Annotated in this window: 29 protein-coding genes; 19 read left to right on the forward strand and 10 right to left on the reverse strand. The window is 62.7% G+C overall.

Annotated elements, in window-relative coordinates:
* Positions 1 to 62 precede the first annotated feature (62 nt).
* The 6 genes from J2X35_RS14250 (at position 63) to J2X35_RS14275 (ending at position 5,743) form a co-directional block, all read left to right on the forward strand.
* A complete protein-coding gene (locus J2X35_RS14250) occupies positions 63 to 827 on the forward strand; it encodes a FadR/GntR family transcriptional regulator (protein WP_310186460.1) in 765 nt (254 codons plus the stop codon).
* Positions 824 to 1,609 (forward strand): SDR family oxidoreductase, encoded by a 786-nt coding sequence (locus J2X35_RS14255; protein WP_310186463.1) that lies wholly within the window; start codon positions 824 to 826, stop codon positions 1,607 to 1,609. The genes J2X35_RS14250 and J2X35_RS14255 overlap by 4 nt, the downstream gene beginning before the upstream one ends.
* 67 nt (positions 1,610 to 1,676) lie before the next feature.
* Entirely contained in the window at positions 1,677 to 2,921 is a 1,245-nt protein-coding gene (locus J2X35_RS14260; RefSeq protein ID WP_310186466.1) for a sugar ABC transporter substrate-binding protein, read from the forward strand.
* A gap of 23 nt (positions 2,922 to 2,944) precedes the next feature.
* Positions 2,945 to 3,865, forward strand: coding sequence for a sugar ABC transporter permease (locus J2X35_RS14265; RefSeq protein WP_310186469.1), 921 nt, complete (start codon positions 2,945 to 2,947; stop codon positions 3,863 to 3,865).
* Positions 3,862 to 4,704, forward strand: coding sequence for a carbohydrate ABC transporter permease (locus J2X35_RS14270; protein WP_056112447.1), 843 nt, complete (start codon positions 3,862 to 3,864; stop codon positions 4,702 to 4,704). Before J2X35_RS14265 ends, J2X35_RS14270 begins: the two co-directional genes overlap by 4 nt.
* Positions 4,705 to 4,714: 10 nt before the next feature.
* Positions 4,715 to 5,743: an ABC transporter ATP-binding protein gene (locus J2X35_RS14275; protein ID WP_310186473.1), complete on the forward strand. Its 1,029-nt coding sequence runs from the start codon at positions 4,715 to 4,717 to the stop codon at positions 5,741 to 5,743.
* A 113-nt stretch (positions 5,744 to 5,856) separates the two neighbouring features.
* Here the strand turns inward: J2X35_RS14275 and J2X35_RS14280 are convergent, their stop codons facing one another.
* Both J2X35_RS14280 and J2X35_RS14285 read right to left on the reverse strand, forming a co-directional pair.
* Complete coding sequence (locus tag J2X35_RS14280) at positions 5,857 to 5,997, reverse strand: DUF1127 domain-containing protein (RefSeq protein WP_082542570.1); 141 nt, start codon at positions 5,995 to 5,997, stop codon at positions 5,857 to 5,859.
* A gap of 144 nt (positions 5,998 to 6,141) precedes the next feature.
* Complete coding sequence (locus J2X35_RS14285) at positions 6,142 to 7,152, reverse strand: NAD(P)H-quinone oxidoreductase (RefSeq protein WP_310186476.1); 1,011 nt, start codon at positions 7,150 to 7,152, stop codon at positions 6,142 to 6,144.
* A gap of 108 nt (positions 7,153 to 7,260) precedes the next feature.
* On the opposite strand from J2X35_RS14285, the gene J2X35_RS14290 reads away from it, so the two are divergent.
* The 3 genes from J2X35_RS14290 to J2X35_RS14300 all read left to right on the forward strand — a co-directional run bounded on the left by J2X35_RS14290 (position 7,261) and on the right by J2X35_RS14300 (position 9,092).
* Positions 7,261 to 7,452 carry a DUF1192 family protein gene (locus J2X35_RS14290; RefSeq protein WP_310186478.1) on the forward strand — a complete coding sequence of 64 codons (192 nt, stop codon included), beginning with the start codon at positions 7,261 to 7,263 and terminating at the stop codon, positions 7,450 to 7,452.
* A 96-nt stretch (positions 7,453 to 7,548) separates the two neighbouring features.
* Positions 7,549 to 8,796, forward strand: a complete 1,248-nt coding sequence (locus tag J2X35_RS14295; RefSeq protein ID WP_056112435.1) for an MFS transporter — start codon at positions 7,549 to 7,551, stop codon at positions 8,794 to 8,796.
* A 32-nt stretch (positions 8,797 to 8,828) separates the two neighbouring features.
* On the forward strand, positions 8,829 to 9,092 hold the full coding sequence (locus J2X35_RS14300) for a metalloregulator ArsR/SmtB family transcription factor (RefSeq protein ID WP_310188679.1): 264 nt from the start codon (positions 8,829 to 8,831) through the stop codon (positions 9,090 to 9,092).
* Between the two features lie 22 nt (positions 9,093 to 9,114).
* On the opposite strand, the gene J2X35_RS14305 is transcribed toward J2X35_RS14300, so the two are convergent.
* Together J2X35_RS14305 and J2X35_RS14310 are read right to left on the reverse strand one after the other, a co-directional pair.
* Positions 9,115 to 9,792, reverse strand: a complete 678-nt coding sequence (locus tag J2X35_RS14305; RefSeq protein WP_310186481.1) for a glutathione S-transferase family protein — start codon at positions 9,790 to 9,792, stop codon at positions 9,115 to 9,117.
* A 29-nt stretch (positions 9,793 to 9,821) separates the two neighbouring features.
* Positions 9,822 to 10,664 carry an alpha/beta hydrolase gene (locus J2X35_RS14310; protein WP_310186484.1) on the reverse strand — a complete coding sequence of 281 codons (843 nt, stop codon included), beginning with the start codon at positions 10,662 to 10,664 and terminating at the stop codon, positions 9,822 to 9,824.
* Between the two features lie 92 nt (positions 10,665 to 10,756).
* Between J2X35_RS14310 and J2X35_RS14315 the strand changes: the two genes are divergently transcribed.
* Positions 10,757 to 11,272 carry a helix-turn-helix domain-containing protein gene (locus J2X35_RS14315; RefSeq protein WP_310186487.1) on the forward strand — a complete coding sequence of 172 codons (516 nt, stop codon included), beginning with the start codon at positions 10,757 to 10,759 and terminating at the stop codon, positions 11,270 to 11,272.
* Between the two features lie 130 nt (positions 11,273 to 11,402).
* The gene (locus J2X35_RS14320) at positions 11,403 to 11,834 is read left to right on the forward strand and encodes a heme-binding protein (protein WP_056112420.1); all 432 of its coding nucleotides are present in this window, start codon (positions 11,403 to 11,405) and stop codon (positions 11,832 to 11,834) included.
* A gap of 4 nt (positions 11,835 to 11,838) precedes the next feature.
* Here J2X35_RS14320 and J2X35_RS14325 read toward each other — a convergent pair whose 3' ends face one another.
* The 3 genes from J2X35_RS14325 to J2X35_RS14335 all read right to left on the reverse strand — a co-directional run bounded on the left by J2X35_RS14325 (position 11,839) and on the right by J2X35_RS14335 (position 13,543).
* Positions 11,839 to 12,246, reverse strand: a complete 408-nt coding sequence (locus J2X35_RS14325) for a hypothetical protein (protein ID WP_056112416.1) — start codon at positions 12,244 to 12,246, stop codon at positions 11,839 to 11,841.
* 179 nt (positions 12,247 to 12,425) lie between these two features.
* Entirely contained in the window at positions 12,426 to 12,608 is a 183-nt protein-coding gene (gene rpmF / locus J2X35_RS14330; RefSeq protein ID WP_006203806.1) for a 50S ribosomal protein L32, read from the reverse strand.
* A 155-nt stretch (positions 12,609 to 12,763) separates the two neighbouring features.
* Positions 12,764 to 13,543, reverse strand: a complete 780-nt coding sequence (locus J2X35_RS14335) for a transglycosylase domain-containing protein (protein ID WP_056112413.1) — start codon at positions 13,541 to 13,543, stop codon at positions 12,764 to 12,766.
* A gap of 52 nt (positions 13,544 to 13,595) precedes the next feature.
* Here J2X35_RS14335 and J2X35_RS14340 point away from each other — a divergent pair, with 52 nt between their 5' ends.
* The gene (locus tag J2X35_RS14340) at positions 13,596 to 14,513 is read left to right on the forward strand and encodes a farnesyl diphosphate synthase (protein ID WP_310186745.1); all 918 of its coding nucleotides are present in this window, start codon (positions 13,596 to 13,598) and stop codon (positions 14,511 to 14,513) included.
* A 124-nt stretch (positions 14,514 to 14,637) separates the two neighbouring features.
* Entirely contained in the window at positions 14,638 to 16,989 is a 2,352-nt protein-coding gene (locus tag J2X35_RS14345) for a response regulator (RefSeq protein ID WP_310186747.1), read from the forward strand.
* 44 nt (positions 16,990 to 17,033) lie between these two features.
* Here J2X35_RS14345 and J2X35_RS14350 read toward each other — a convergent pair whose 3' ends face one another.
* The 3 genes from J2X35_RS14350 to J2X35_RS14360 all read right to left on the reverse strand — a co-directional run bounded on the left by J2X35_RS14350 (position 17,034) and on the right by J2X35_RS14360 (position 19,648).
* A complete protein-coding gene (locus J2X35_RS14350) occupies positions 17,034 to 17,885 on the reverse strand; it encodes a lytic transglycosylase domain-containing protein (RefSeq protein ID WP_310186749.1) in 852 nt (283 codons plus the stop codon).
* Between the two features lie 3 nt (positions 17,886 to 17,888).
* Positions 17,889 to 19,157, reverse strand: coding sequence for a flavodoxin-dependent (E)-4-hydroxy-3-methylbut-2-enyl-diphosphate synthase (gene ispG / locus J2X35_RS14355; protein WP_310186750.1), 1,269 nt, complete (start codon positions 19,155 to 19,157; stop codon positions 17,889 to 17,891).
* Between the two features lie 311 nt (positions 19,158 to 19,468).
* Positions 19,469 to 19,648 (reverse strand): YdcH family protein, encoded by a 180-nt coding sequence (locus tag J2X35_RS14360; RefSeq protein WP_056112395.1) that lies wholly within the window; start codon positions 19,646 to 19,648, stop codon positions 19,469 to 19,471.
* A gap of 235 nt (positions 19,649 to 19,883) precedes the next feature.
* On the opposite strand from J2X35_RS14360, the gene J2X35_RS14365 reads away from it, so the two are divergent.
* From J2X35_RS14365 to J2X35_RS14390, 6 genes are all read left to right on the forward strand, one after another.
* On the forward strand, positions 19,884 to 20,087 hold the full coding sequence (locus J2X35_RS14365; protein ID WP_056112392.1) for a YdcH family protein: 204 nt from the start codon (positions 19,884 to 19,886) through the stop codon (positions 20,085 to 20,087).
* 124 nt (positions 20,088 to 20,211) lie between these two features.
* Entirely contained in the window at positions 20,212 to 20,709 is a 498-nt protein-coding gene (gene purE, locus J2X35_RS14370) for a 5-(carboxyamino)imidazole ribonucleotide mutase (protein ID WP_056112389.1), read from the forward strand.
* The gene (locus tag J2X35_RS14375) at positions 20,706 to 21,791 is read left to right on the forward strand and encodes a 5-(carboxyamino)imidazole ribonucleotide synthase (protein ID WP_310186754.1); all 1,086 of its coding nucleotides are present in this window, start codon (positions 20,706 to 20,708) and stop codon (positions 21,789 to 21,791) included. Before purE ends, J2X35_RS14375 begins: the two co-directional genes overlap by 4 nt.
* A 138-nt stretch (positions 21,792 to 21,929) precedes the next feature.
* On the forward strand, positions 21,930 to 22,055 hold the full coding sequence (gene ykgO, locus J2X35_RS14380; RefSeq protein WP_056112386.1) for a type B 50S ribosomal protein L36: 126 nt from the start codon (positions 21,930 to 21,932) through the stop codon (positions 22,053 to 22,055).
* 95 nt (positions 22,056 to 22,150) lie between these two features.
* Positions 22,151 to 22,765: a tetratricopeptide repeat protein gene (locus J2X35_RS14385; RefSeq protein WP_310186756.1), complete on the forward strand. Its 615-nt coding sequence runs from the start codon at positions 22,151 to 22,153 to the stop codon at positions 22,763 to 22,765.
* Between the two features lie 67 nt (positions 22,766 to 22,832).
* On the forward strand, positions 22,833 to 23,894 hold the full coding sequence (locus tag J2X35_RS14390) for an alpha/beta hydrolase (protein WP_310186758.1): 1,062 nt from the start codon (positions 22,833 to 22,835) through the stop codon (positions 23,892 to 23,894).
* The last annotated feature ends 13 nt before the right edge of the window (positions 23,895 to 23,907 follow it).

Raw genomic sequence — 23,907 nt, forward strand, 5'->3', positions numbered from 1 at the left:
ACCAGAAAACTTAGTTGCTATGTTGTCTGGTCTTGTGTTAGCAACCCCTAGGAGGCGTCCAAATGTCCCTAGCGCGCAAATCGATCTTCTCGACCAAACTGGCGAACCCGTCTCGCCTCGCGGACGGCGTGTCGGAAGCGATTGCCGACGCTTTGATCGACGGGCGCATTGCCCCGGGTGAGGCGCTGCCGCCGGAAGGCGAGATCGCCAGGGAATTCGGCGTGTCGAAACCGATCGCCCGCGAGGCCCTGCGGCAGTTGACCAATGCCGGTCTGGTATCGACGCAGCAGGGAAAGGTTGCGCGGGCCAAAGCGCTCAGCGGTGAGCCGATGGAGCGCATCTACGCTTACGCGATCCGCTCAAGCCTGAAGCGGCTTCAGGAAGCCAATGAGATGCGACGCGTCATCGAGACGGGCATCGCGCGGCTGGCGGCCGAGCGACACGACCCGGAAGGGCTCGAGATGATGCGCCAGGCCATACGGGACATGCAGTCGGGCATCGGCAAGCCCAGTGATTTCACGCAGGCTGACATCTTGTTTCATCTCGGGCTCGCTACAGCCACGGGCAACATGATGATCCGCCTGCAGATGGAAGGCATGCGATCGGTCCAGCGCGAGGTTTCGGAACTCTTTTCGCAGCGCTCCAACCGCACCGAAGCGGATTGGCACGCCACCGTTCAGCGTCACCAGGCAATCTATGACGCAATCGCGGCGGGCGACCCCGATCTGGCCGACCAACGCATTCGGGAGCACTTCGATGCCGCCGACATTGCGTCGCTCGAGGTCGCGGGCGTGGTGGCCGGCAAATTCGAGGAGCGGTCGCCGTGAACCTGGAGCGCTTCTCGCTTGCCGGTCGGCGCGCACTGGTGACCGGCGCCAGCTCGGGCATCGGACGCGCGGTGGCGATCGCTCTCGCCCAGCATGGCGCTTCCGTTGTGCTGCATCATTTTGGCGACCTTGACGGCGCGCGTGAGACGGCGGCAGCGATAGGCCTGGATACGGAGATTATCGAGGCGGATTTCACCGACAGCGAAGCAGTTTCGGCTTTTGCCGATGAAGTCGCCGCCAACCCTATCGACATCCTCATATCCAATGCGGCGATTGAGCGCCGCCGCCCTTGGGGTGACGTCGATGGGGCGCATATCCAGGCGCATGTTTCGGCAAACTTTTCCGCCTTGCTCGCCCTGACGGCAAAGCTTGTGCCGCCGATGGCAAAACGCGGCTGGGGACGTGTCGTCGCCACAGGCAGCGTGATGGCAAAGCGTCCAAGGGCGGAAACGATTGTCTATGCATCCCTGAAGGCAGCGCAACTGACGGCGGTGCGCGCCATGGCGCGTGACGTCGCCCGGCATGGCGTTACGATGAACGTCGTCTCGCCTGGCGCGATCGAGACCGAAGCGACGGCCGAGCGCTATCGCGATGGTTCATTCCGCGAGGCGGTCGCGGCAAAGATCCCCGCCGGCCGCCACGGTCAGGCCGACGATCTTGTCGGCGCCTTCGTATTCCTGTGCAGCGACGCCGCCCGCTACGTCACCGGCGCCGACATCCCCGTCGATGGCGGCTGGACCATAGGCGATGCGCCTGGCGTCCTGCCCGGCGCGGCGGCATGACAAGACGCTGCCTGTCGGGTCATTTCTGGAATTGTTCGTGGACCATCAGTGTTTCGGGAGGAAACCAATGAAGACAGTCATAAAACTAGCCGTATCGGCCTTGGCGTTGTGCGCTCTTTCGGCCCCGTCGATCGCACAGGAACTTCGGGTCACTGTCTGGACAGGCAGCGACGCGCATTTGAAGATGCTGAACGGCATCGCCGCGGGCTTCATCGCCAAGCACCCCGGCGTCACCGTGAAGTTCGAAACCGTGCCGGTCGCCGACTATACGCAAAAACTCACCTTCCAGGTCGCCGGCGGCAACGCGCCGGACGTCGCCTGGATGATGGAAGACGCGGCGCCCGCCTTCGAGAATGCCGGCCTGCTGATGGACATCGGGCCGACACTCAAGGCCACCGAGGGCTATAATTTCGACGATTTTTCGCAGCCGGCGATGGCGCTGTGGCAGAAGGACGGCAAGGTCTACGGCGTACCGTTCTCGACCTCGCCTTTTCTGATCTACTACAACAAGGACATGTTCGACAAAGCCGGGGTCGAAGATCCGAACCAGCTGGCGGCCAAGGGCGAATGGAACATGCAGAAATTCCAGGAAGTCGCCAAGAAGGTCACAGACGCCAATCCCGGCAAATGGGGTTTCGAGTTCAAGGACGGCGAAGGCTATGCATCGCGCATGACGCACGCCCTGCTTCCGCCGGTGCGCGCTTATGGCGGCGAACTGTGGGCAGACGGCCAGTGCGGTCTCGACAAGCCGGAAGCCGTGGCGGCCGTAAAGCAACTGCACGACATGGTGTTCAAGGACAAGTCGATCGTGCCGCCAGGCGAGCAGGGCGACTATTTCTCCGGCAATTCGGCCATGACGGTAAACCAGATTTCGCGGGCGTCGAAGATGCCGGAAGCCGGCTTCAAATGGGGTATCGCGCCCCTGCCTTCAGGCCCTGCCGGCGAGGCGCCGGTCATCGGCCAGGCGGCGCTGACGGTGTTCGACTCTGGAAAGAACAAGCAACTCGCCGCCGAGCTGGTCGCCGAAATGACCAGCAAGGACAATGTTGCAATCATGGCCCAGTTCTTTCCACCGGCGCGCAAGAGCGTTCTGGAAAGCGATGCCTTCGTCAACTCCAACAAGCTCATTCCAGCCGAGCAGATGAAGAATGTGGCCGCCGCCATTGTGAACGGCCGCGTTCATCCGGCGCATGAAAAAGTCCCGCAGATCTTCGCTGCGATGGCGCCGCGCGTGGATGCGTTGTGGAAGCCCGACGCCAATGTCGAGGAAGCCCTGAAGGGCGTCTGCGCCGCCATCCAGCCGCTGCTCTGACGAGAAGGCGCCGCATGGCCGACATGGCACCCAGAAAAACGATGGCGCGTCCCTCGGGCGCGCCGTGGTTGAGCCTGAAGTACCGGGAAATGCTGGAAGCGTGGCTGTTCGTCAGCCCGACCTTCATCGGCTTCCTGATCTTCTTCCTCGGGCCGCTGGTCGCCATCGTCTATTTTTCGACGACCGAGTGGAACCTGCTCAGCCAGCAGTCGACTTTCGTGGGGCTGCGCAATTTCGAGAATGCGCTTCTCGAAAACCCGGATTTCTGGCACGTCGTGCGCAATTCGGTGGTCTTTGCGCTGGGCCTCGTTCCCTTGAACATGGCGCTTGCCCTGGCCCTCGCATTGGCGCTTTCACGGCCTTTCAGAGGCGTCGTCTTCTTTCGTACCATCTTTTTCGCGCCGGTGATCACCTCTGCAATCGCCTGGGCGATCGTCTGGAAGTTCTTGCTGCAGGGCGAAGGCGGAGCCGTGAACCAGATGCTCGCCTGGATCGGCATCGACGGCCCGAACTGGCTACGCCAGCCGAACTGGGCAATGGCGGCTGTCATTGTCACCCGCGTCATCAAGATGGTCGGGCTGAATATGATCCTCTACATCGCCGCGCTGCAGTCGATACCGCGCGACTACGAGGAAGCTGCGACACTCGAAGGCGCCTCGCGCCGGCAGATATTCCGGATGATCACCTGGCCGCTGCTTGCGCCGACGACCCTCGTCATCATGGTGCTGACGACCATCGGCTCGTTCAAGGTCTTCGACCACATCTATCAGATGACCGGCGGCGGGCCGGAAAACGGCACGCTGGTGCTCGCCTTCTACATCTACCAGCAGGGGTTCAAATTCTTCAACGTCGGCTATGCGTCGGCGCTGGCCCTGATCATGTTCGTCATCGTGATGGCGCTTACCCTGGTGCAGGTGATGTTGCGGCGGAGGGAAATGGAATGACCCCGCGCCAAACCGAGACCCTCTATCGCGTCTGCTGGACTGTCGTGCTTCTGCTGCTGGCGGTGCCGTTCGTATTTCCATTTCTCTGGATGATTTCCGGAGGCTTCAAGAGCACGACCGAAATCTTCGGGACGCCGACCCTGATCCCGCGGGTCTGGCGTTTTGAGAATTTCGTCGAAGTCTTCACCTATCAGCCGTTCGCACGGCAATATTTCAACTCCCTCTACATTGCGGGCACGGTGACCGTGCTGACCCTGCTCATCGCCTCACTCGCAGGCTACGCGCTGGCGCGCATCCGCTTTGCCGGCGCGGGCTTGCTGATGCTGTTCCTGGTGATGGCCCTGATGGTGCCGGAAGAAGTCACCATCATCCCGAATTTCTTTCTCATCAAAACCCTGGGTCTGATCGATACCCACTGGCCTCTCATCCTGCTGCCGGTGTTCGGCCCGCAAGGGGTGATGGCGACGTTCCTGATGCGACAGTTCTTCCTGGCGCTGCCGAAGGAGCTTGAAGAAGCCGGCAAGATGGATGGACTGTCGCGGTTGGGCGTATGGTGGAAGATCGCCCTGCCGATGTCGCGTCCGGCGCTTGCCGCCGTTGCAATCATCACCTTCCTGCATTCGTGGAACCTCTTCCTCGAACCCCTGATCTTCCTGAGCTCGCTGGAAAAATTCACGCTGCCGCTGGCATTGTCGAACTTCAACGACAGCTATGGCCTGCCACTGTGGAACCTGCAGCTGGCGGCGACGAGCCTGGCCGTGGTTCCCATTCTCATCATTTATCTGATCGCGCAGCGCCAGATCATCGAGAGTTTCGCACTCTCCGGCGTCAAGGGATAGGAAGGCCGCCATGACCAAAGTCCTGCTCAAGGATATCCGCAAGCGGTTCGGCACGGCGGAGATAATCCGTGGCATCGACCTCGAAATCGACGAGGGCGAGTTTGTTGTTTTCGTCGGGCCGTCGGGGTGCGGAAAATCGACGCTCCTGCGGTTGATCTCCGGTCTCGAACATATCAGCGACGGCGAACTCCAGATCGGCGGGCGTGTGGTCAACGAGGTGCCGGCAGCCAAGCGTGGCGTCGCGATGGTGTTCCAGTCCTATGCGCTCTATCCGCACCTGACGGTGCGCGACAATATGGGTTTTGGCCTCAAGGTGCGTAAGGTGCCGGCCGAAGAGCGCGCACGCCGGGTCGCCGATGCCGCAGCTACGCTGAAGCTTGAACCGCTGCTCGACCGCTTTCCGCGTCAGCTCTCTGGCGGCCAGCGCCAGCGGGTCGCCATCGGCAGGGCCATTGTCGGCAATCCCGATGTTTTTCTCTTCGACGAACCGCTCTCGAACCTCGATGCGGAACTGCGCGTCCACATGCGTTCCGAGATCGCGGCGTTGCACCGGCGGCTGGCGACGACGATGATCTACGTGACGCACGACCAGATCGAGGCGATGACTCTCGCCGACAAAATCGTGGTGCTGCGGGACGGCAAGGTAGAGCAGGTCGGTTCGCCCCGCGACCTCTACGACAATCCCGGCAATCTCTTCGTCGCACAGTTCATCGGCAGTCCGAAGATGAATATTCTTCCCGCCGCGGTCGCTTCGCGGCTTTCACCAAAAGCCGAAACGCCCAGCGGGACTCAATCGGTTGGCGTTCGTCCGGAGCATCTGACACTCACCACGCCTGGCAAAGGCACGCTGGAAGGCGTCGTGAGGCTTGCGGAATATACCGGAGCCGTGACCCTGATCCATGTTGAGCTGTCGGGTGGCGAAATCTGTCTCGTCGTTGACGACGGGAACAAGGCGCCGGAAGTCGGTGGCGCCGTCGGCCTTGCAGCGAAGCCGGCTGTCCTGCATTTCTTCGACAAGGAAGGCCGGACGATCGCGTAGGTCCATCGAGGCTGAAGTACAAAAACAAAACCCGCCGGACAGGGTCCAGCGGGCCTGGAGCCGGCGGCGCGGCGTACCGCACTCAGCCGAGGCTCTTGCTAAGCGAAAAGGTCTTAGAGAGCGGCGCGAGCCACCCGCTCGATTTCCGAGCGCTGGATGCCGAGGTCGTTGAGTTCGCGCGCGTTGAGACGGCTCAGTTCGCGGACGGTCTCGTTATAGCGGCGCCAGTTCTTAAAGCTGCGGATCAGGTTCATTTTCCCCTCCATCTGGGTCATATCGATCTGTGATGGCGCTCAATTAGGCACTTCTGCTCCTTTAGTGAACAGACTCTTTTGCATGGCCGCAATGCGTTTGCTGCATTGCAACATAAATGAACAGTTAATGCCGTTCGAAGGGCGTCAACCGACGTCCAGGACGATCTTGCCGATATGATCGCCGTCCTCGATCCGCTCATGGGCGCGCCAGGCTTCCTTGAGCGGGAAAATCCGGTCCATTACAGGCGCGACCTTGCGGGACGCCAGCAGCGGCCAGACTTGGGCTTCAAGCGCGGCGGCAATCTCGCCCTTGAATTCGGGCGTGCGCGGACGCAGTGTCGATCCGGTGTGGACCAGGCGCTTGACCATCAGCTTGGAGATGTCGGTCTTGGCCGTTGCGCCGCCCTGCGTGGCGATCTGGACGATACGGCCCTCCATGGCGGCGGCATCGTAGTTGCGGGAGACATAGCTGCCGCCGACCATATCCAGGATGACGTCTACACCCCGGCCGCCGGTGGCATCCTTAGCGGCGCGAACGAAGTCTTCCTCGTGGTAGTTGACCACCCGGTCCGCGCCGAGCTTCAGGCAGGCGTCACATTTTTCGCGCGTGCCGGCGGTGACGATGACATAGGCGCCGAATGCCGCCGAAAGCTGTATGGCGGTGGTGCCTATCCCCGAAGAGCCGCCATGGATGAGGATGGTCTCGCCAGCCCTCAGACCGCCGCGCTGGAACACATTGTGCCATACGGTGAAGTAGGTTTCAGGCAGCGCCGCGGCTTCGGTGAAGGTGAAGCCGGACGGGATGGGCAGGGCATTGCTGGCGTGGACGGTGACATATTCGGCATAGCCGCCGCCCGCCGTCAGCGCGCAGACCTGTTCGCCGACGCGCCAGCGCGCCGCATTCTCGCCGAGCGCCGCCACTTCACCGGCGACTTCAAGGCCGGGCAGGTCGGAAGCGCCGCGCGGCGCCGGATAGAGGCCTTTGCGTTGCAGCACGTCCGGCCGGTTGACGCCGGCGGCGCGCACCCGAATCAGGATTTCGCCTTCGCCGGGCGTCGGCACATCCCGCTTTTCAGGTTTCAGCACCAGCGGCCCACCCGGCTCGGAAATGGCAATCGCCGTCATCGTCGCCGGTATTTTCTGTCCGTTCACCATAATCCGTCCGTTTATTCCAAAGTTCGCCGAGGATGATTTTGAACGTTGCCTCGCCCTATGTATGCTGATTGTCAAATCAGGAAAACGGCCAAGTTGGGAGGAACCCTGATGGCGGTCATCGACGACGAACCCCGTAAAAAGCTGGCGACGCATGAGATCGGCCAGGACATAGCCCTGCTTTCAGTGGGGGAACTGATAGAGCGGATCGCGGTTCTGCGCGGCGAGATTTCGCGACTCGAGGCCGAGCTCAAGGCGAAGGACACGACGAAATCCGCGGCCGAGGCGCTGTTTCGCCGCTGATGTAAAAGAGTCGCCGGATTGCCGCCGCAAGACCAGAAACGCCACATTGTGACGTGAGATCGTTGCACAAGATTTTGAAGCGGACCGATTCGAACGATGTTTGCAACCTACCGGCCGATCCTTTCCCTGCTGCGCGGCACCGCTTTCCTGCTCGCCGCCTCCGGCCTGCACGGGCTGCTATTGCCGCTGCGCGGACAGGTCGAGGGATTTTCGACAGCCGCGCTCGGCCTGATGGGCACAGCCTGGGCCGGCGGTTTCGTCACCGGCTGCTTCTTTGCCCCCAGGATCGTGCGGCGCGCCGGCCATGTCCGGGCCTTTGGCACCTTCGCGGCCTCGGGCGCCATCGTGGCGCTGCTCACCGGCCTCATCATCAACGAATATATGTGGATTTTCCTGCGCGCCTTTACCGGCTTCAGCATGGCTGGCGCTTTCATGGTCATCGAAAGCTGGCTCAACGAGAAGGCCACGAACGAGAACCGCGGCACCGTGTTCGGACTCTACATGATGGTGACCTACGCCTCCATCATGAGCGGGCAGATGATCGTGGCCGGCGGCGATGTCAAATCGGCGTCGCTGTTCATGATCACCGGCATCTTCTTTTGCCTGTCGCTGATCCCGACGGCGGTTTCGACCGCGTCGCATCCGAAACCGCTGCAGGACGTGAAGCTGAATATACGCGGCCTCTACGCCAATTCCCCGGTTTCGGCGGTGGCCTGCGTGCTGATCGGCATCGCCAATGGCTCGTGGGGTACGCTGGGTGCGGTCTACGGCGCGCGTATCGGCATATCGACGCCGGAGATTGCGCTGATGATGAGCCTGGTCGTGGTCGCCGGCGCGGCGTTCCAATTGCCCGCCGGCCGTCTCTCGGACCGCACCGACCGGCGTTATGTGCTGGCGGGGGCAGCTGTCGGCGCGGTGATCTTCGCGCTGTCGATCTTCATTTTCCAGCCACGGTCGGGCGCTTTCGTCATCATCTGCGCGGCGGCCTACGGCGCCTTCGCCTACACGCTCTATTCGATCGCCGTCGCCCATGCGAATGACCACGCCAATGCCGAGGACTTCGTCAAGGTGTCGGGCGGGCTGCTTTTGCTCTACGGCTTCGGCACGATGATCGGGCCGATGGTCGGCGCCGCTCTTATGGGGCTGTTGCGGCCGGAAGGCGTGTTCCTGGCCGCCGCGCTTGCCCACATGTCACTTGCCGCCTACACGCTCCTGCGCATCAACCGGCGCGCGCCAGTACCTATTGAAGATCGTGAGGCGTTTGCAACACAACCTTCGGAGCGGGCGACGACGCCGGAAGCGGCGCGGCTCGATCCCCGAATAAAATCTGAAACCGACGGTTGAGCTTTGTCGTGGTTTGCCTCACAAATGAGGCCATGATGCTTGACGATGCATTTGTTGCGATAGCCGATCCCAATCGCCGATATCTGCTGGAAGAACTCAGGCGAGGGCCGAAGACGGTCAGTGAACTTGCATCCGGTCTGCCGGTGTCGCGCCCGGCGGTTTCCCAACACCTCAAGGTTTTGCTCGATGCCGGCCTGGTGAGCGCTAAGGCGGAAGGCACACGCCGCGTCTATGCGGTCAGTGACGCCGGATTTCTCCAGCTCAACATCTGGCTCGACCAGTTCTGGACGGCATAGACCGTTCGCATGCGTTGTACCGTCACGATGGCGGCGGGCAATCGTCGGCACCATCCCAGAACGGGAAGAAGCGGAAATAAGGCCGCGCCTCGGTGACGACCCGGTCGACCGACGGCCGCCGCCGCAGCCGGTTGAGGTAGGCCGAGACGCGCCGGTGCTCCTTGCCGAATGGCTCGATCTTCGCGGCATAGAAAAGGGCCGGGAAGGCGGCGCAGTCGGCCATCGAAAAGGCTTCGCCCACAGCCCATTCCCTATCCGCCATGTCCTGCTCGATCAGGTCGTAGGATTTGCGCAACTGCGCCCGCGCCTGTTCGACGCCGAACGGATCCCGCTTGCCTTCGGGACGGATGCGGTCGGCGACGATCGCCTGCATGTGGTGATGGACATAGCTGTCGTAGAAACGGTCGGCGAGGCGGATGTCGCGTGCGGGGTCGCCTGTCGAGACGAGGTCGGCCGGTCCGGGATGATGGGCGGCCAGATATTCGATGATGATGGAGGATTCCGGCACCAACGCGCCACGCTCCCTGTCCTGCAACAGCGGAAATTTGCCCATCGGCCAGAGCTTGAAGAACGCGGTGCGCGAAGCCTCGTCGGCAAGGTCGACGATCACCGGCTCGAACGGTGTGCCGTTCTCATAGAGCGCGATGAGCGGCTTCCAGCAGAAGGAAGCGAGAGGATGGAGATACAGGGTCAGGGACATTGGTCAGCCTTTCGGTTGCGTCGCATCAGTCAGGCGCGCAGATGGGCCGCGATTGCCGTGACAATGAGGGGCCAGTCGCCGCGGTGCAACTCGTGGCCGCCGCCTGGAACCCGGACCAACGTGGCGTTCGCCACCGCCGCGGCGAGCGCTTCGCCATGCTCGACGGGGAAGATCGGATCCGAAGTGCCGTGGACGACAAGCAATCGCGCTTCGAGATCGCGTATGCTTCCCGCCGGTGCGCCATCCATGATGGCGAAATGGTTGGTGGCGCTGGCGAAGCTCCCCGAACGCTCATAGTCCCGGTCGATGAAAGCGCGCATTCCGGCTTCATCGAAAGGATGTGCGGTGCTGGCCAGCATCCGTGCATCTTTCATCATGAAATCCAAAACCTGCGCCTTGTCGGACCAGTCGACGTTCGCCCCAGCGGCAGCGTGATCCTGATAGGCTTGCCTGGTGCCCGGAAGCGTCGATGTATCGATGCCGAGCGGGGACGTGCTGATGGCAGTCAGCGAGGCAATTCGGGCCGTATAGACAAGCGCAAGCGTCTGGGCGATCATTCCACCCATCGACATGCCGACAACATGCGCCTTGTCGACCGTATGATGATCAAGCACGCGGACGGCATCCTTGACCATGTCGTCGAACCCATAGCCCGGCTTTCCCGGTTCGTACTTGGTCGATAGGCCGGTATCGCGGTTGTCGTAGCGGATGACATGGAAACCCTCCGCGGCCAGCGCCTCGCAGAAATCGTCCGGCCACCAGAGCATCGAGGCCATGGCGCCCATGACCAGCAGCAGCGAGGGGTTTTCCCGTGTTCCGAAGGACTGCGTGGCAATCGTCACATCACCCTGGCGGACTATTCCGGTGCTCATCGCTATTCCTCCAAACTGATTGCATTTTGCAATTGGTTGCACGATAATAAAACCGATAGCATAATGCAACTGGTTTTGCTGAGGTGCGTGAAATGGCGATGGATCTGCGGTCCGGCTGTCCCATCAATCTGTCGCTCGAGGTTTTCGGCGACCGCTGGAGCCTGATCATCCTGCGCGACATGATCTTCGGCGGCAAACGGCACTTTCGCGAACTGCTGACGGCCTCCATCGAGGGCATCGCCTCCAATATTCTCGCCGACAGGCTGAAGCGGCTGATGGAATTTGGAATGCTGACCAAGGCCGATGATCCCACGCACAAGCAGAAGGCGATCTACAGCCTGACGGAAAAGTCGATCGCGCTGGTGCCGATCATGGCGCAGCTCGGCGCCTGGGGCCGCGCCTGGCTGCCGGTCAGCGAAGAGCTTTCCATCCGCGCCGAACTTCTGGAAGACGGCGGCCCGGCCATGTGGGAGGCGTTCATGGCCGATCTGAGGGCCGAGCATCTCGGCATCGGCAAGGTCAGACCGATGGATGAATCGGTGCGCGGCAGGCTGCAGGCGGGCTATGAAGCAGTGGTGCTGCGCAAGGCGGGCGCCGCCTCGCCCTAGAGCCTGCCGCGCTCCTGTCGGGTTTGGTCGTCCTGATCGGCGAATAAGTGTTTTCCGCTCCGGTGTTCTTCCAAGACGGCGACGACTGGCTTATCTCCGCCGGATCGCAATCGTCGAACCGGAGATTTCCATGACCGCCCTGCCGCTGGACACCGCACGCACCATCATCGATGCCGCCTTCGCGAAGGGCGCAGAATTGAAGCTCAAGCCGCTGGGCGTCTCGGTGCTGGATGCCGGCGGACATCTGGTCGCTTTCGCGCGGCAGGACGGCGCTTCGTTCCTGCGGCCGCAGATGTCGGCGGGCAAGGCCTATGGCGCGCTGTCCATCGGCATGGGCGGCCGCCGCGTCGAAGCCTTCGCCAAGGAACGCCCGCATTTGATAGCCGGCGTTTCCGATGTCTCGGGCGGGAAAGTGCTCCCCGTCGTAGGCGGCGTGTTGATCCGCGACAAGGCGGGTGAGATCGTCGGCGCCGTCGGTATTTCCGGAGATACCTCGGACAATGACGAAGCGGCGGCGATCGCCGGCATCGAGGCGGCCGGACTGACCGCCGACGCCGGCTGAAGGTTCAATGCAGATTGACGTCGCGGCCGGCCGAGCGCAGCGAAACCGAGAAGCCGGCCAGCACGTCGATCAGCGTTATCACCATCAGCGTGAAGAAGACGGAGTGGGCGGCGCCTTTCACCAGCAGGAACTCGACCAGGAAGGCGACGAAGACGAAGGTCGACAGCAGGTGGTCGATGATCGACGCGTTCGATGTGCGGGTCGATTTCAGGATTTCGACAAAGAAAAACGCCAGGCCGATGAGGATCATCAGATCGCCGAGCGTCATCGAGAACACGCCGCCGGACATCATGCCGAGCGAAAAGATTTCCGTCGCCCACGGGTCGCCTTCGACCCCAACGCCGAGGAAACCGGCAAGCCCCAGATTGTAGAGGATGAAAGGCACGATCAGAAGCGGCATACCGGCGAGCATTGGACGGAATCCCTTTGCGGAAGCGTTTCACCGCACCATGAAACGTCTTGGCCGCGGAGAAAAGCGACTTTGGCCATGACGGTGATATTTCCTTGATGTCAGGTCGGAAAATCAAGGCCAGAACGCAAAAGACCGGCCAACGGCCGGTCCTGCGACAAAGTCCTTGTCCGTTGGAAAGCTCAGCTTTCCTTCGGCTCCAGAACCTGACGGCCGCGATACATGCCGGTCTTCAGGTCGATGTGGTGCGGACGGCGCATTTCGCCGGAGTTCTTGTCCTCGACATAGGTCGGGGCCTTCAGCGCGTCGGCCGAGCGGCGCATGCCGCGCTTGGACGGAGAGGTTTTTCGTTTCGGTACGGCCATGGATATGCTCCACTCAGTCGGTCAAAAGCCCGCGTCGCCCTCGTGAAAGGGCCAGCTGTCGGGCCGGATTTCCAGAAGAAAGTCGCGTGCCTATACACGCCCTGCCGGCTTTTGGCCAGCGCTGGCGCGATTTTTTTTGAAGCCGCCGCCAGCTGCTATCTCAGGCAGCCGACATAGCCGCCCGATCTTGCCGCCCGCCGTTCGATCAGCGAGGCCAGGCGCCGCAGGCCGGGCCCCGGCTTGGCCGGATTGCGGGCGATCGGGTTGGGCAGGCTGACGACCAGCAGCGCCGCCTGGCGCCGCGACAAATTGGCAGCGGAAACGCCGAAATGGTGCTGCGCCGCAGCCTCGATGCCGTAGATGCCCGGTCCCCATTCGGCGATGTTCAGATAGATTTCCATGATCCGCCGCTTCGTCAGGACCGCATCGAAATAGACCGAGAGCGGCAATTCGATGAGCTTGCGCAGACTTCCCAGCGGCCGCGACCAGAGGAAGAGGTTCTTCACCGTCTGCATGGTGATGGTGGAGGCGCCGCGTGTCAGGTCGCCGGTCAGCGCGTCTTCCAGCACGCCCTTCAGTTCGCCGAGATCGACGCCGCGATGCGAGCAGAACTGCCCATCCTCGGACATGATGACGGAATTGGCCAGCACCGGGGCGACGTCGTCGAGCGAAACCCAACGCCGGTCGTAGCCGGAGAAGGTGGCCAGATCCTTCAGCATCAGCGTCGAAACCGGATGCACGAAGGAGGGAAAATAGAGGATCGTCAGCACGACCGGAATCAGCGCCAGGATCACCAGTCCCTTCACCACGGGCCTGATCCGGCCCCTAAGACCAGCGCGAATGCCGCGTTTGGGTCTCGACGCCATACCCAGTTCCTCGATCCTGCGGTCGATGATCGGCTCTACGTCCAACCTTGTAACTCCCTGAACCGGCATACCGGCGCTTGACCGCTTGCGCAATGTCCGACTGTCGGCTACCGCATCCGCAATGTTGAAAGACGACCAAATAGCTTTCGAACTGGCGCTTGCGGCAGGAGCCGATGCCGTCGAGACCGTGTTGAAGCGCCTGCTCGGCGGCGCGACTCTCGCCGGCGAGATCGCGAGGCCGGACCGCCTGTTCGCGGCCATGCGACACGGCGTGCTGAATGGCGGCAAGCGGCTGCGGCCGTTCCTGGTCCTGGAAAGCGCCGCGCTGTTTTCCGGGGAGCGCGCGGCGGCCTTGCGGGTCGCGGCGGCGCTGGAATGCGTCCATTGTTATTCGCTCATCCATGACGACCTGCCGGCCATGGACGACGACGATATGCGCCGCGGGCAGCCGACCGTACATAAAGCGTTCGACGAAGCGACGGCGATCCTGGCCGGCGATGCGTTGCTGACCTTCGCCTTCGACATCCTTGCCGACGAGGCGACAGATATTCCGGCGGAACGGCGCACGGATCTCATCCTGGCGCTGGCGCGCGCCGCCGGTCCCGGCGGCATGGCCGGCGGCCAGATGCTCGACCTCCAGGCCGAACGATCGAAGCCGGACGAGGCCGGCATCATCACGCTGCAGGCGATGAAGACCGGCGCCCTGATCCGCTTCGCCTGCGAGGCCGGAGCGATCCTGTCAGGTGCGTCTTCGGAAGATCGCGAAAGGCTGGGCGAATTTGGCTCCGCGGTCGGCCTGGCCTTCCAACTCGCCGACGATCTTCTCGACCTCACCGCCGATGCGCGCACGATGGGCAAGGCGACGGGCAAGGACGCGGCGGCCGGCAAGGCGACACTCGTTGCCCTTCACGGCGAGGAATGGGCGAAAGCGCAGTTGTGGGGATTGGTAGGCCAGGCGCACGCACTGCTTGAGCCCTACGGCGACAAAGCGGCCCTGCTCAAGTCCGCCGCAGCTTTCATCGCCGCACGCGGTAAGTGACCGGCATCGCCGCACCCGGCAAGTGGCCGGCAACACCGCGTTTCGCGGCAGGCTCCAACGAAATCTTAATGGTAATAGAGCGTAATTCCGGCCGTTAACATTGCGTATGTGTTTGGGGTTGCGCATGCCGGAATACTCTTCCTTCATCCGGTCGATCCGGATTCGCTATCTGTCCGGTCTGCTTTTGTTCGCCCTCGCGTCAGGCCTTGCGATGTGGGCCTTGCAGGGCATCAATTCCTTCCGTCACGATGTCGACGGCGTGAGCGGTGGCCTTACCACCCTGACGCGCGATCTTCGCAGCGCGACTGATTTCGCCGAGAACGCCACCAGGATATGGGGGCCCGAAACCCGCGCGGACCTGGCCAAGGCGGCGAGCAGCCATGCGGAACGCATCCGTTTGGAAGTCGAACATCTGTCGGTTCAGATCTCCGCAATCGAACCACGCCTGTCGGAGATGGCTCGCTACGAACTGCGTTCGGCATCGGTGAATGGCGATTTGTTCTGGTCGACGCGTGACATGATCCGCAATTTCAACCTGATGGCCGTGGCGCAGAAGCTAGACGACTGGAGCTTCCGGGAAATCCGCAACCAGAACAATTTCTTCGCCCGGCCGATGCTTATCCGCGCCCGCACCGCCATGGATGGCGAACGGCGGCTTGCCGATGGGCGCAGCGACCGGTTGCTGCTATGGGCCAGCGGCCTGCTGATCGCGGTGCTGGCCCTCGTCGCCTTCTGGATATTCCGGCCGATGGAGAAAGCGATCCACCGCGCCTTCGCCGAGAGCGCCGAGTCGCTCTCCAAGGCGGAGGCCGCCGATCGCGCCAAGTCGGAATTTCTCGCCAATATGAGCCATGAGATCCGCACCCCGATGAACGGTGTGCTCGGTATGGCCGAATTGCTGGCCAAGACCGAGTTGAATCCGCGCCAGAAGACTTTCACCGACGTCATCGTCAAATCCGGCAATGCGCTGCTGACGATCATCAACGACATCCTGGATTTCTCCAAGATCAACGCCGGACAGCTTACCCTGGAGACAGCGCCTTTTCGGCTGGCGGAAGCGGTCGAGGACGTGGCGACGCTGGTCTCGGCGCGCGTCGCCGAGAAGAATTTGGAATTGATCGTGCGCGTCGATCCGCGCCTGCCGGCCTTCGTCGTCGGCGATGCCGGACGGTTCCGCCAGATCGTCACCAACCTGCTCGGAAACGCGGTGAAGTTCACTGAAAAGGGCCATGTTCTCATTGATGTCGGGGGCGAAGTCACCGATGGCGTCGTCGCGCTTTATGTGCGCGTCGAGGATACCGGCATCGGCATTCCGGCGGACAAGCTGCAGAATGTGTTCGAGAAATTCGCCCAGGTCGACGGCTCGTCCACCCGCCGGCATGAGGGCACCGGCCTTGGGCTGGCGATCGGCGCGCGTCTCATCGATCTCATGGGCGGCAGGATCGGCGTCGAGAGCGAGATCGGCCGCGGCTCGGTGTTCTGGTTCAGCGTGCCCATGCCCGTGCATGAAGCCGACGAGCAGGACTCGGTCGTGCCGGGCGATGTCACCGGCGCGCGCGTACTGGTCATCGACGACAATCCGGTCAACCGCGAAATCCTGCTCGAACAGCTGCGGAGCTGGGGCTTCGATTGCGCCGCGGCGGAAAACGGCGCTGTCGGCCTCGCTTTTCTCGACCGCGCCATCCAGCTTGGCGCATCGGTCGACTGCATCATCCTCGACTACCAGATGCCGGGCATGAACGGCGCCGACGTCGCCAAGGCGATCTCATCCGACAGCCGGCTGTCTTCCATCCCCGTCGTCCTGCTGACGTCGGTCGACCAGATCGATTTCGGCAGGCTGATCATGGAGTTTGGCATTGCTGCGCATCTGACCAAACCGGCGCGCTCGGCGCTTCTGCTCGGAACTGTCATTGGAGCAATCCAGAAAGCGCGTTCGTTGCCGGCCAAAGCGGCGTTCGTGCGCGAGGCGGCGCCCGCGGTGCCGCGCCCGCAGGCCATACAGCGCCCGCAGGCTTTCACCCTCATTCGCAGCCAGCCGGCTGCCGCACCTGTGAATTTGAACGACACTTCCGCTTCCGTGCGACCGGTCGATATACTGATCGCCGAGGACAATGAGGTGAACCAGATGGTGTTCAGCCAGATCCTCAACGGTCTGGGCCTGAGCTACCGCATCGCCAGCAATGGCCGCACGACGGTGGAGATGCATCGAGCATTGAGCCCGAAGCTGATCCTCATGGATGTTTCGATGCCGGAGATGAATGGCTACGAGGCGACGCGCGCCATCCGCGCGGCGGAAGAGGCGACCGGTGCGCATACCCCCATTATCGGCGTCACCGCGCATGCGCTGAAGGGCGACCGCGAAAAATGCATGGAAGCGGGTATGGACGATTACCTGCCGAAACCGATTTCTCCCGACCGGCTTGGCGCCAAGATCGGCACCTGGCTGGGCGAGAGGTTTACCGCCAAGACGGCTTGATCTGAAGCCGGATCGGCCCATCGACACGGGCTCCTGACCGGCTTTTAGCGGTTCCGCACCACCACGCAGGCGCCGCCTGCGCCGCGCAACTGCTGGCAGATGATGTCGGCATTGGCGCGGTTGTCGACGCCGATCCTGACGGCATAGACGCCGCGCCGGCCGATCGGCGAGCGCACGCGCGAGACCACCGGCTTGTGGTTGGCCAGAAGCGCCGGGAAACGGTTGCGCAGCCTCTGCCATTGGCCGACGGCGGCGGAGCGGCGGAAATTGCCGGCCACCTGAACGCCCCAGGGCTTCACGTTGATGGCAGCCATCGGCACCGTCCTCGACATGATGACCGGCAACCTGCGGCAGGCGACGGAAAAGCCGTCCTTCTTGTCCAGCGGCCGGATCGTGCCGGCATAGGCGGTGTTGGTAAAATTCTCGGCCGGTTCGCCCATGACGTCGAGCACATAGTCTTCGGTTTCGAGCGGCAGGAAGCCGCCCGAATTCAGCCAGCGCGCCACGCGCGTCTCTCCGGCATTGTAGGCGGCGGCGGCGAGGCCGAGATTGCCGAAACCGGTTTTAAGCTCGCCTAGATATTTGGCCGAGGCCGGGATGGCCTGTTCAATGTCGAACGGATCGGCGAGGCCGCGGATCTTCGCCGTGCCCGGCATGAATTGCGCAATACCCTCGGCGCCGACAGGGCTGACCGCGTTCGAATCGAACCGGCTTTCCTTCCAGATCAGCCGCGCCAGAAAGTCTTTCGGCAAGCCTTCGCGGCCGGCGTGAAATTCGATGAGATCGCAGACGCGGCCGATAAGGCGCTTTTTCGCCGGCATGGGCGGATCGGCAAGGGTTGAACCGCTGCAAAGAACGCTCAGGACAAGAAAGGCCGCGCCGAGAGCTCGCGGCATGGTCTATTCGGCCGCTTGCTGGCCGCCCAATTCAGGTTTTGCCTGACCGAAGCGCTGCTCGATATAGTCGGCGACCATTTTCTCGAAATCGCCGGCGATGTCGGGGCCGCGCAGCGTGGCGGCCTTGCGGCCATCGATGAACACCGGGGCGGTGGGGGTCTCGCCGGTCCCGGGCAGGGAAATGCCGATGTCGGCGTGCTTGGATTCACCGGGTCCGTTGACGATGCAGCCCATGACCGCGACCTTCAAGACCTCGACCCCGGGATACTTCTCGCGCCAGACGGGCATGTTCCTGCGGAGGTCTTCCTGGATGTTATGCGCCAGTTCCTGGAAAACGGTCGAGGTGGTGCGGCCGCAGCCGGGGCAGGCGGCGACGATCGGCACGAACTGGCGGAAGCCCATGGTCTGCAGCAGTTCCTGGGCCACCTGCACCTCGCGGGTGCGGTCGCCGTTCGGCTCGGGCGTCAGCGAGATGCGGATCGTATCACCGATGCCTTGCTGCAGCAGGATGCCCATGGCGGCCGACGAGGCGACGATGCCCTTGGAGCCCATGCCGGCCTCGGTGAGGCCAAGATGCAAAGCGTGGTTCGAGCGTGTGGCGAGCTCGGTGTAGACGGCAATCAAGTCCTGAACGCCGCTGACCTTCGCGGAAAGAATGATCTTGTCGCGGCCAAGGCCGATCTCCTCGGCCATCTCGGCCGACAGGATGGCGGATTGGACAATCGCCTCGCGTGTGACCTCCAATGCGGTCAGCGGCGAGCCGCGGCTCTGGTTCTCGTCCATCAGCCGCGTCAGCAGCTCCTGGTCGAGCGAACCCCAGTTGACGCCGATGCGCACCGGCTTGTCGTGGCGGATGGCCATCTCGACGATATCGGCGAACTGGCGGTCGCGCTTGTCCCTGAAGCCGACATTGCCGGGATTGATGCGGTACTTCGCCAGCGCCTCGGCACAGGCGGGATGGTCGGTCAAAAGTTTGTGACCGATATAGTGGAAATCGCCGACCAGCGGCACGAACACGCCCAGCCGCTCCAGCCGCTCGCGGATTTTCGGCACCGCAGCGGCGCTCTCGTCGCGGTCAACCGTGATGCGCACGATCTCGGAGCCGGCGCGGTGAAGCGCTGCGACCTGCGCGACGGTCTGGTCGACATCGGCGGTGTCGGTGTTGGTCATCGACTGCACCACAACCGAGGCGCCGCCACCGACCATCACGCCGCCGACATCGACGCCCACAGACACGCGGCGCGGGAAGGGAGAAGAAAAATATCCGGTCATCGCCGGCTGTCCTGATCCAGCAACATCAAGCCATCAGGTGGCGGACGGCGTGCGCCTTGTCAATGGTCACAATTGGCGACCATTCGCCGTACCGGCCAATCGGGGTGGTGCCGATGCGGGATGAAGGAGCGGGCATTTCGCGGGCGGGATGCGCGAATCCGAATGGCGCAAGTCAAAGGAAGTCCGGTTTCAAGCCGGTCGCCATCTGTTTGGCCTGTGAGGAAATCAACTTCCGCTCCGGCGACAGTCACATGCCGCCGGCAGAACTAATTCAGGTCGTTTCGTAACTAATTCAGGTCGTTCGTGAAGCGTCAGTGCGTGGTCGGTTTCGCCCTGAGCTTTTCAATCTCGTCCTTGATGGCCAACTTGCGTCGCTTCAGGTTGATGATGTCAAGATCGTCGACCGATGGATGAAGCAGGGCTTCGTCGATTTCGCGTTCGATGTCGCCGTGCTTCTTCTGCAGCTCTTCAAGATGGGACGCAAGAGACATGATTGGTTCTCCCTTTCATGGTTTCCTCGAATGCCACCGCAAAGGCGTCCACTTCAGGCCCGCCTTGTGACGGCAGGATGACAGTGTGCCACCGATGCTTCGGGATGTCGAATAATCCGTGGTAGCATTTCCCGATAATGTGAAATGTGATATGGGCTGCGCGCCGGTGAGGAGCACAAGCCGGCCCCGCCCGAAAGGCGCCTTCCTGGCGCCGGAGACTTGCAGAACGGTTGCCATGTCGGAACAGGAACAAGCCGAAGTTCGTCTCGAGTTTGCACGTTTGAAACAGGAACACGCCGATTTCGACGCGGCCATCAATGCGATGATCGCGATGGGTTGCGATCCCCTGCAAATCCAACGGATGAAAAAGAAGAAGCTGGCCCTGAAGGACAGGCTTTCGGCGCTGGAAGATCGCATCATTCCCGACATTATCGCCTGAACGGCCCGCTGTTCTTGCGAGGGGTGCCGATTTCCGCTAAGGCGCGGCCTGTCGACTTGTATGGCCGCATTCAGGCAGCGCGACAGCCTGTGTCTCGTTGCGAGAATGATCCGGAGATCCGCCTTTGACCGACCAGCGCGCCGATGTCGCCATCATCATGGGCAGCCAGTCCGACTGGGCGACGATGAGCCATGCCGCCGAAATGCTCGATGCGTTGGGCGTTTCCTACAAGCGAATGCTGATCTCGGCGCACCGCACGCCGGAACGGCTCTACAGCTTCGCCAGGGGCGCGAAAGATGCGGGCTATAAAATCATCATCGCCGGCGCCGGTGGCGCGGCGCATCTGCCGGGCATGACGGCGGCGCTGACGCCGCTGCCGGTTTTCGGCGTTCCGGTGGAATCGAAAGCCTTGTCCGGGCAGGACTCGCTGCTCTCCATCGTCCAGATGCCGGCCGGCATCCCGGTCGGCACGCTCGCCATCGGCAAGGCCGGCGCGGCGAACGCGGCCCTTCTGGCCGCCGCAGTGCTGGCGTTGCACGACGAACCGCTGGCGGCAAGGCTGGACGAGTGGCGGGCGGCGCAGACGGCGAAGATCGCCGCCGAACCGACAGACTCGCCGTGAACGGGCCGCTTCCGGCAGGCTCCGCTATCGGCATCATCGGCGGCGGCCAGCTCGGCCGTATGCTGGCGATGGCCGCGGCGCGGCTGGGTTACCGCACGATCGTCCTCGAACCGCAGGCAGACTGTCCCGCCGCGCAGGTCGCCAACCGGCAGATCGTGGCCGATTACGACGATGGGGCCGCGCTGCGGGAGCTTGCCGCCGCCTGCGACGTCATCACCTACGAATTCGAGAACGTGCCCGTTACCGCCGCCCAGAGGCTTGCCGCCTCGGTGCCGGTTCTGCCGCCGCCGCGCGCACTGGAAGTGGCGCAGGACCGTATGGCGGAAAAGCAGTTCCTCAACGGGATCGGCATTGCAACGGCGCGCTTCTTCCCCGTCGACAATGACGAACAGCTCGCCGCCGCACTTGCCAACTTCGGCGGCAGCGGCGTGCTGAAGACCCGCCGGCTCGGCTATGACGGCAAAGGCCAGCGCGTCTTCCGCAACATGGAGACCGGCGGCTTTGCCGGTACCTGCGAGGCGATGGGCAATGTGCCGCTGATCCTGGAGTCGCTGGTCGCCTTCGAGCGCGAGATATCGGTGATCGCGGCCCGTGGGACTGACGGTTCTGTCGTGGCCTATGACCCGGCAGAGAACGTCCATAAGAACGGCATTCTTCATAGCTCGACGCTGCCGGCGGCCATTTCAGCGGAAACCGTCTCGGCGGCGCGCGCGGCCGCGGAAAAAATTCTGGCGGCGCTCGATTATGTCGGCGTCATCGGCGTCGAGTTCTTCGTGTTGGCCGATGGCGGCGTGATCGCCAACGAGATCGCGCCTCGGGTCCATAATTCAGGCCATTGGACGGAAGCGGCCTGCGCCATCTCGCAGTTCGAACAGCATATACGCGCGGTCGCGGGCTTGCCGCTCGGGGCTGCCGGGCGACATTCCCATTGCGTTATGGAGAACCTGATCGGGGACGACGTTGACCGGGTTGCGGCATTGCTGGCCGAGCCGGACACAGTGCTGCACCTCTATGGCAAGACGGAAGCCCGCGCCGGGCGGAAAATGGGGCATTTCACCCGGCTGAAACCGCTTTCGCGCTAACGTTTTGCCGACCGGACGGCTTGCCAGCGGTTGACAGGCACGAGCCTCCTCGTTTATGAGCCGGTCACGAATTCAGGCGCGCTGTTTCAGCGCGCTTTTCAGTTAGGCCCGACTGGGCCCAGACCAACGGGCAAGACCATGAAGATCAAGAACTCGCTCAAGGCGCTCAAGGCGCGTCACCGGGACAACCGCGTTGTCCGCCGCAAGGGCCGCGTCTACATCATCAACAAGACCGCGCCGCGCTACAAGGCGCGTCAGGGCTGATCAGCCGTCCTGTTGTGATCCCGCGCCGCGGGGTGCGAACGCTTTCACGCTAAATTCAGTTTGACGATCCGCCGCGACGGGATAGATTCCGGCGCATGCGGATCGTTTTTGCCGTTTGCACGGCCTTTTTCCTGAGCACAGCCCCGTCGCTGCCGGCAGCCGCCGACGATCCGCCGAAGGATGGCCTGGCGAAGAATGAACTGTCGACGGAAGCCGGGCCGCAGATGCGGGCGCAGCATCTCGACAAGCTGTTCACCGACCTCAAGCGAGAGCGCAATGAGAAGTCAGCCGAACGGATCGCCAACCGCGTGTGGGCGCAGTGGAACCAGTCGGGCAGCGCTTCCATCGACCTGATGATGCAGTGGTCGCAGAAAGCCATCGGCGAACAGAAATTCGATGTGGCGCTCGATTTCCTCGATCAGGTCGTCACCTTGCAGCCGACCTATGCGGAAGGCTGGAACCGCCGCGCCACCGTACATTTCATGATGAAGAACTATCAGAAGGCGATGGCCGACATCGAGCAAACGCTCGAGCTCGAGCCGCGCCATTTCGGCGCGATCTCGGGCATGGCCCAGATTTTCAGCGACACCGGCCGCAAGGAGCAGGCGCTCCGGGCCTGGCAGCGGGCGCTCGACGTCTATCCGATGATGCGCAATGCGCAGAACCAGGTTGCCATTCTGTCCGAGGAACTGGCCGGCGAAGGCATTTGATCATCGTGCTCCGGCAAAAACGTATTTGGTTGCAAACTTCTCAGCGTCGGCGCCGTATCTCCTCGTCATGAATCTCGTCTATGCGGCCTTGGCCTTTCTCGCAGCAATCGTTTTCGTTCTCGTCGGCACCACGCGTGTCGGCACGTGGCTGATCGAGCGGCGCAATCCGCCGATCGGCGCCTTTGCCGACATCGATGGGGCGCGCATCCACTATGTGCATGTGAACGGACCTGCGAATCCCGACCTGCCGCCAGTCGTTTTCATTCATGGCGCCAGCGCCAACCTGAAGGACCAGATGCTCCCGCTGCGACCGCTGCTTGAGGGCAGGGCGGAGATGCTGTTCTTCGACAGGCCGGGCTTCGGCTGGTCGGAGCGCGGAAACAACGACAATCCATCGGCGCAGGCGAATACGCTGGCGAAGTTGATGGATAGGCTCGGCATCGAAAAGGCGATTGTCGTCGGGCATTCGTTCGGCGGGGCGGTGACGGCCGCGTTCGGCGTCGAACATGGCGACAAGACGCTCGGCCTCGTCTTCGCAGCGGCCGCCACCCATCCGTGGCCGGGCGGCGCGACGTCATGGTACTATGACGTGGCGAAATTGCCGGTCATTGGACGCCTGTTCACCGAAACCCTGACCTATCCGGCCGGGCTGTTCCAACTCGACGCCGCCATGCGCTGCGTCTTCGCGCCCAACAACGCGCCTGACAACTATGGCGAGTTGGCATCGATACCGCTCGTTCTGCGGCCGGCGGCCTTCCGCGCCAACGCCACCGATGTCGCCGGGCTGTATGACAGCGTGCTGGCCCTGCAGCCGCGCTATCGTGATATCAAGGCGCCGACAGTGATCCTCTCCGGCGATCGCGACAGCGTCGTCTATGAGGAACTGCATTCGGGCGGGCTGGCCCGTGACATACCGGGATCGGAACTGGTGTGGGTGCGCAATCTCGGCCACAAGCCGGACTGGATCGCTCCCGACCTGGTGGTCGCCTCGATCGAGAAGCTTGCCGGCAAGGACCGCGACCTGGAAGCGGTTGCGCAGGCGGTAGAAGCCCGCATCGCCGGTGATTCTTTTGGCCGGGGCAGGTGCGCCGATATGCCCGCAACGGACGGTGAACTGGCGCCGACCTGAATCAGGGCACCAG

Origin of the sequence: Mesorhizobium sp. BE184, from assembly GCF_031457045.1 — a bacterium.
Classification (GTDB): Bacteria; Pseudomonadota; Alphaproteobacteria; order Rhizobiales; family Rhizobiaceae; genus Mesorhizobium.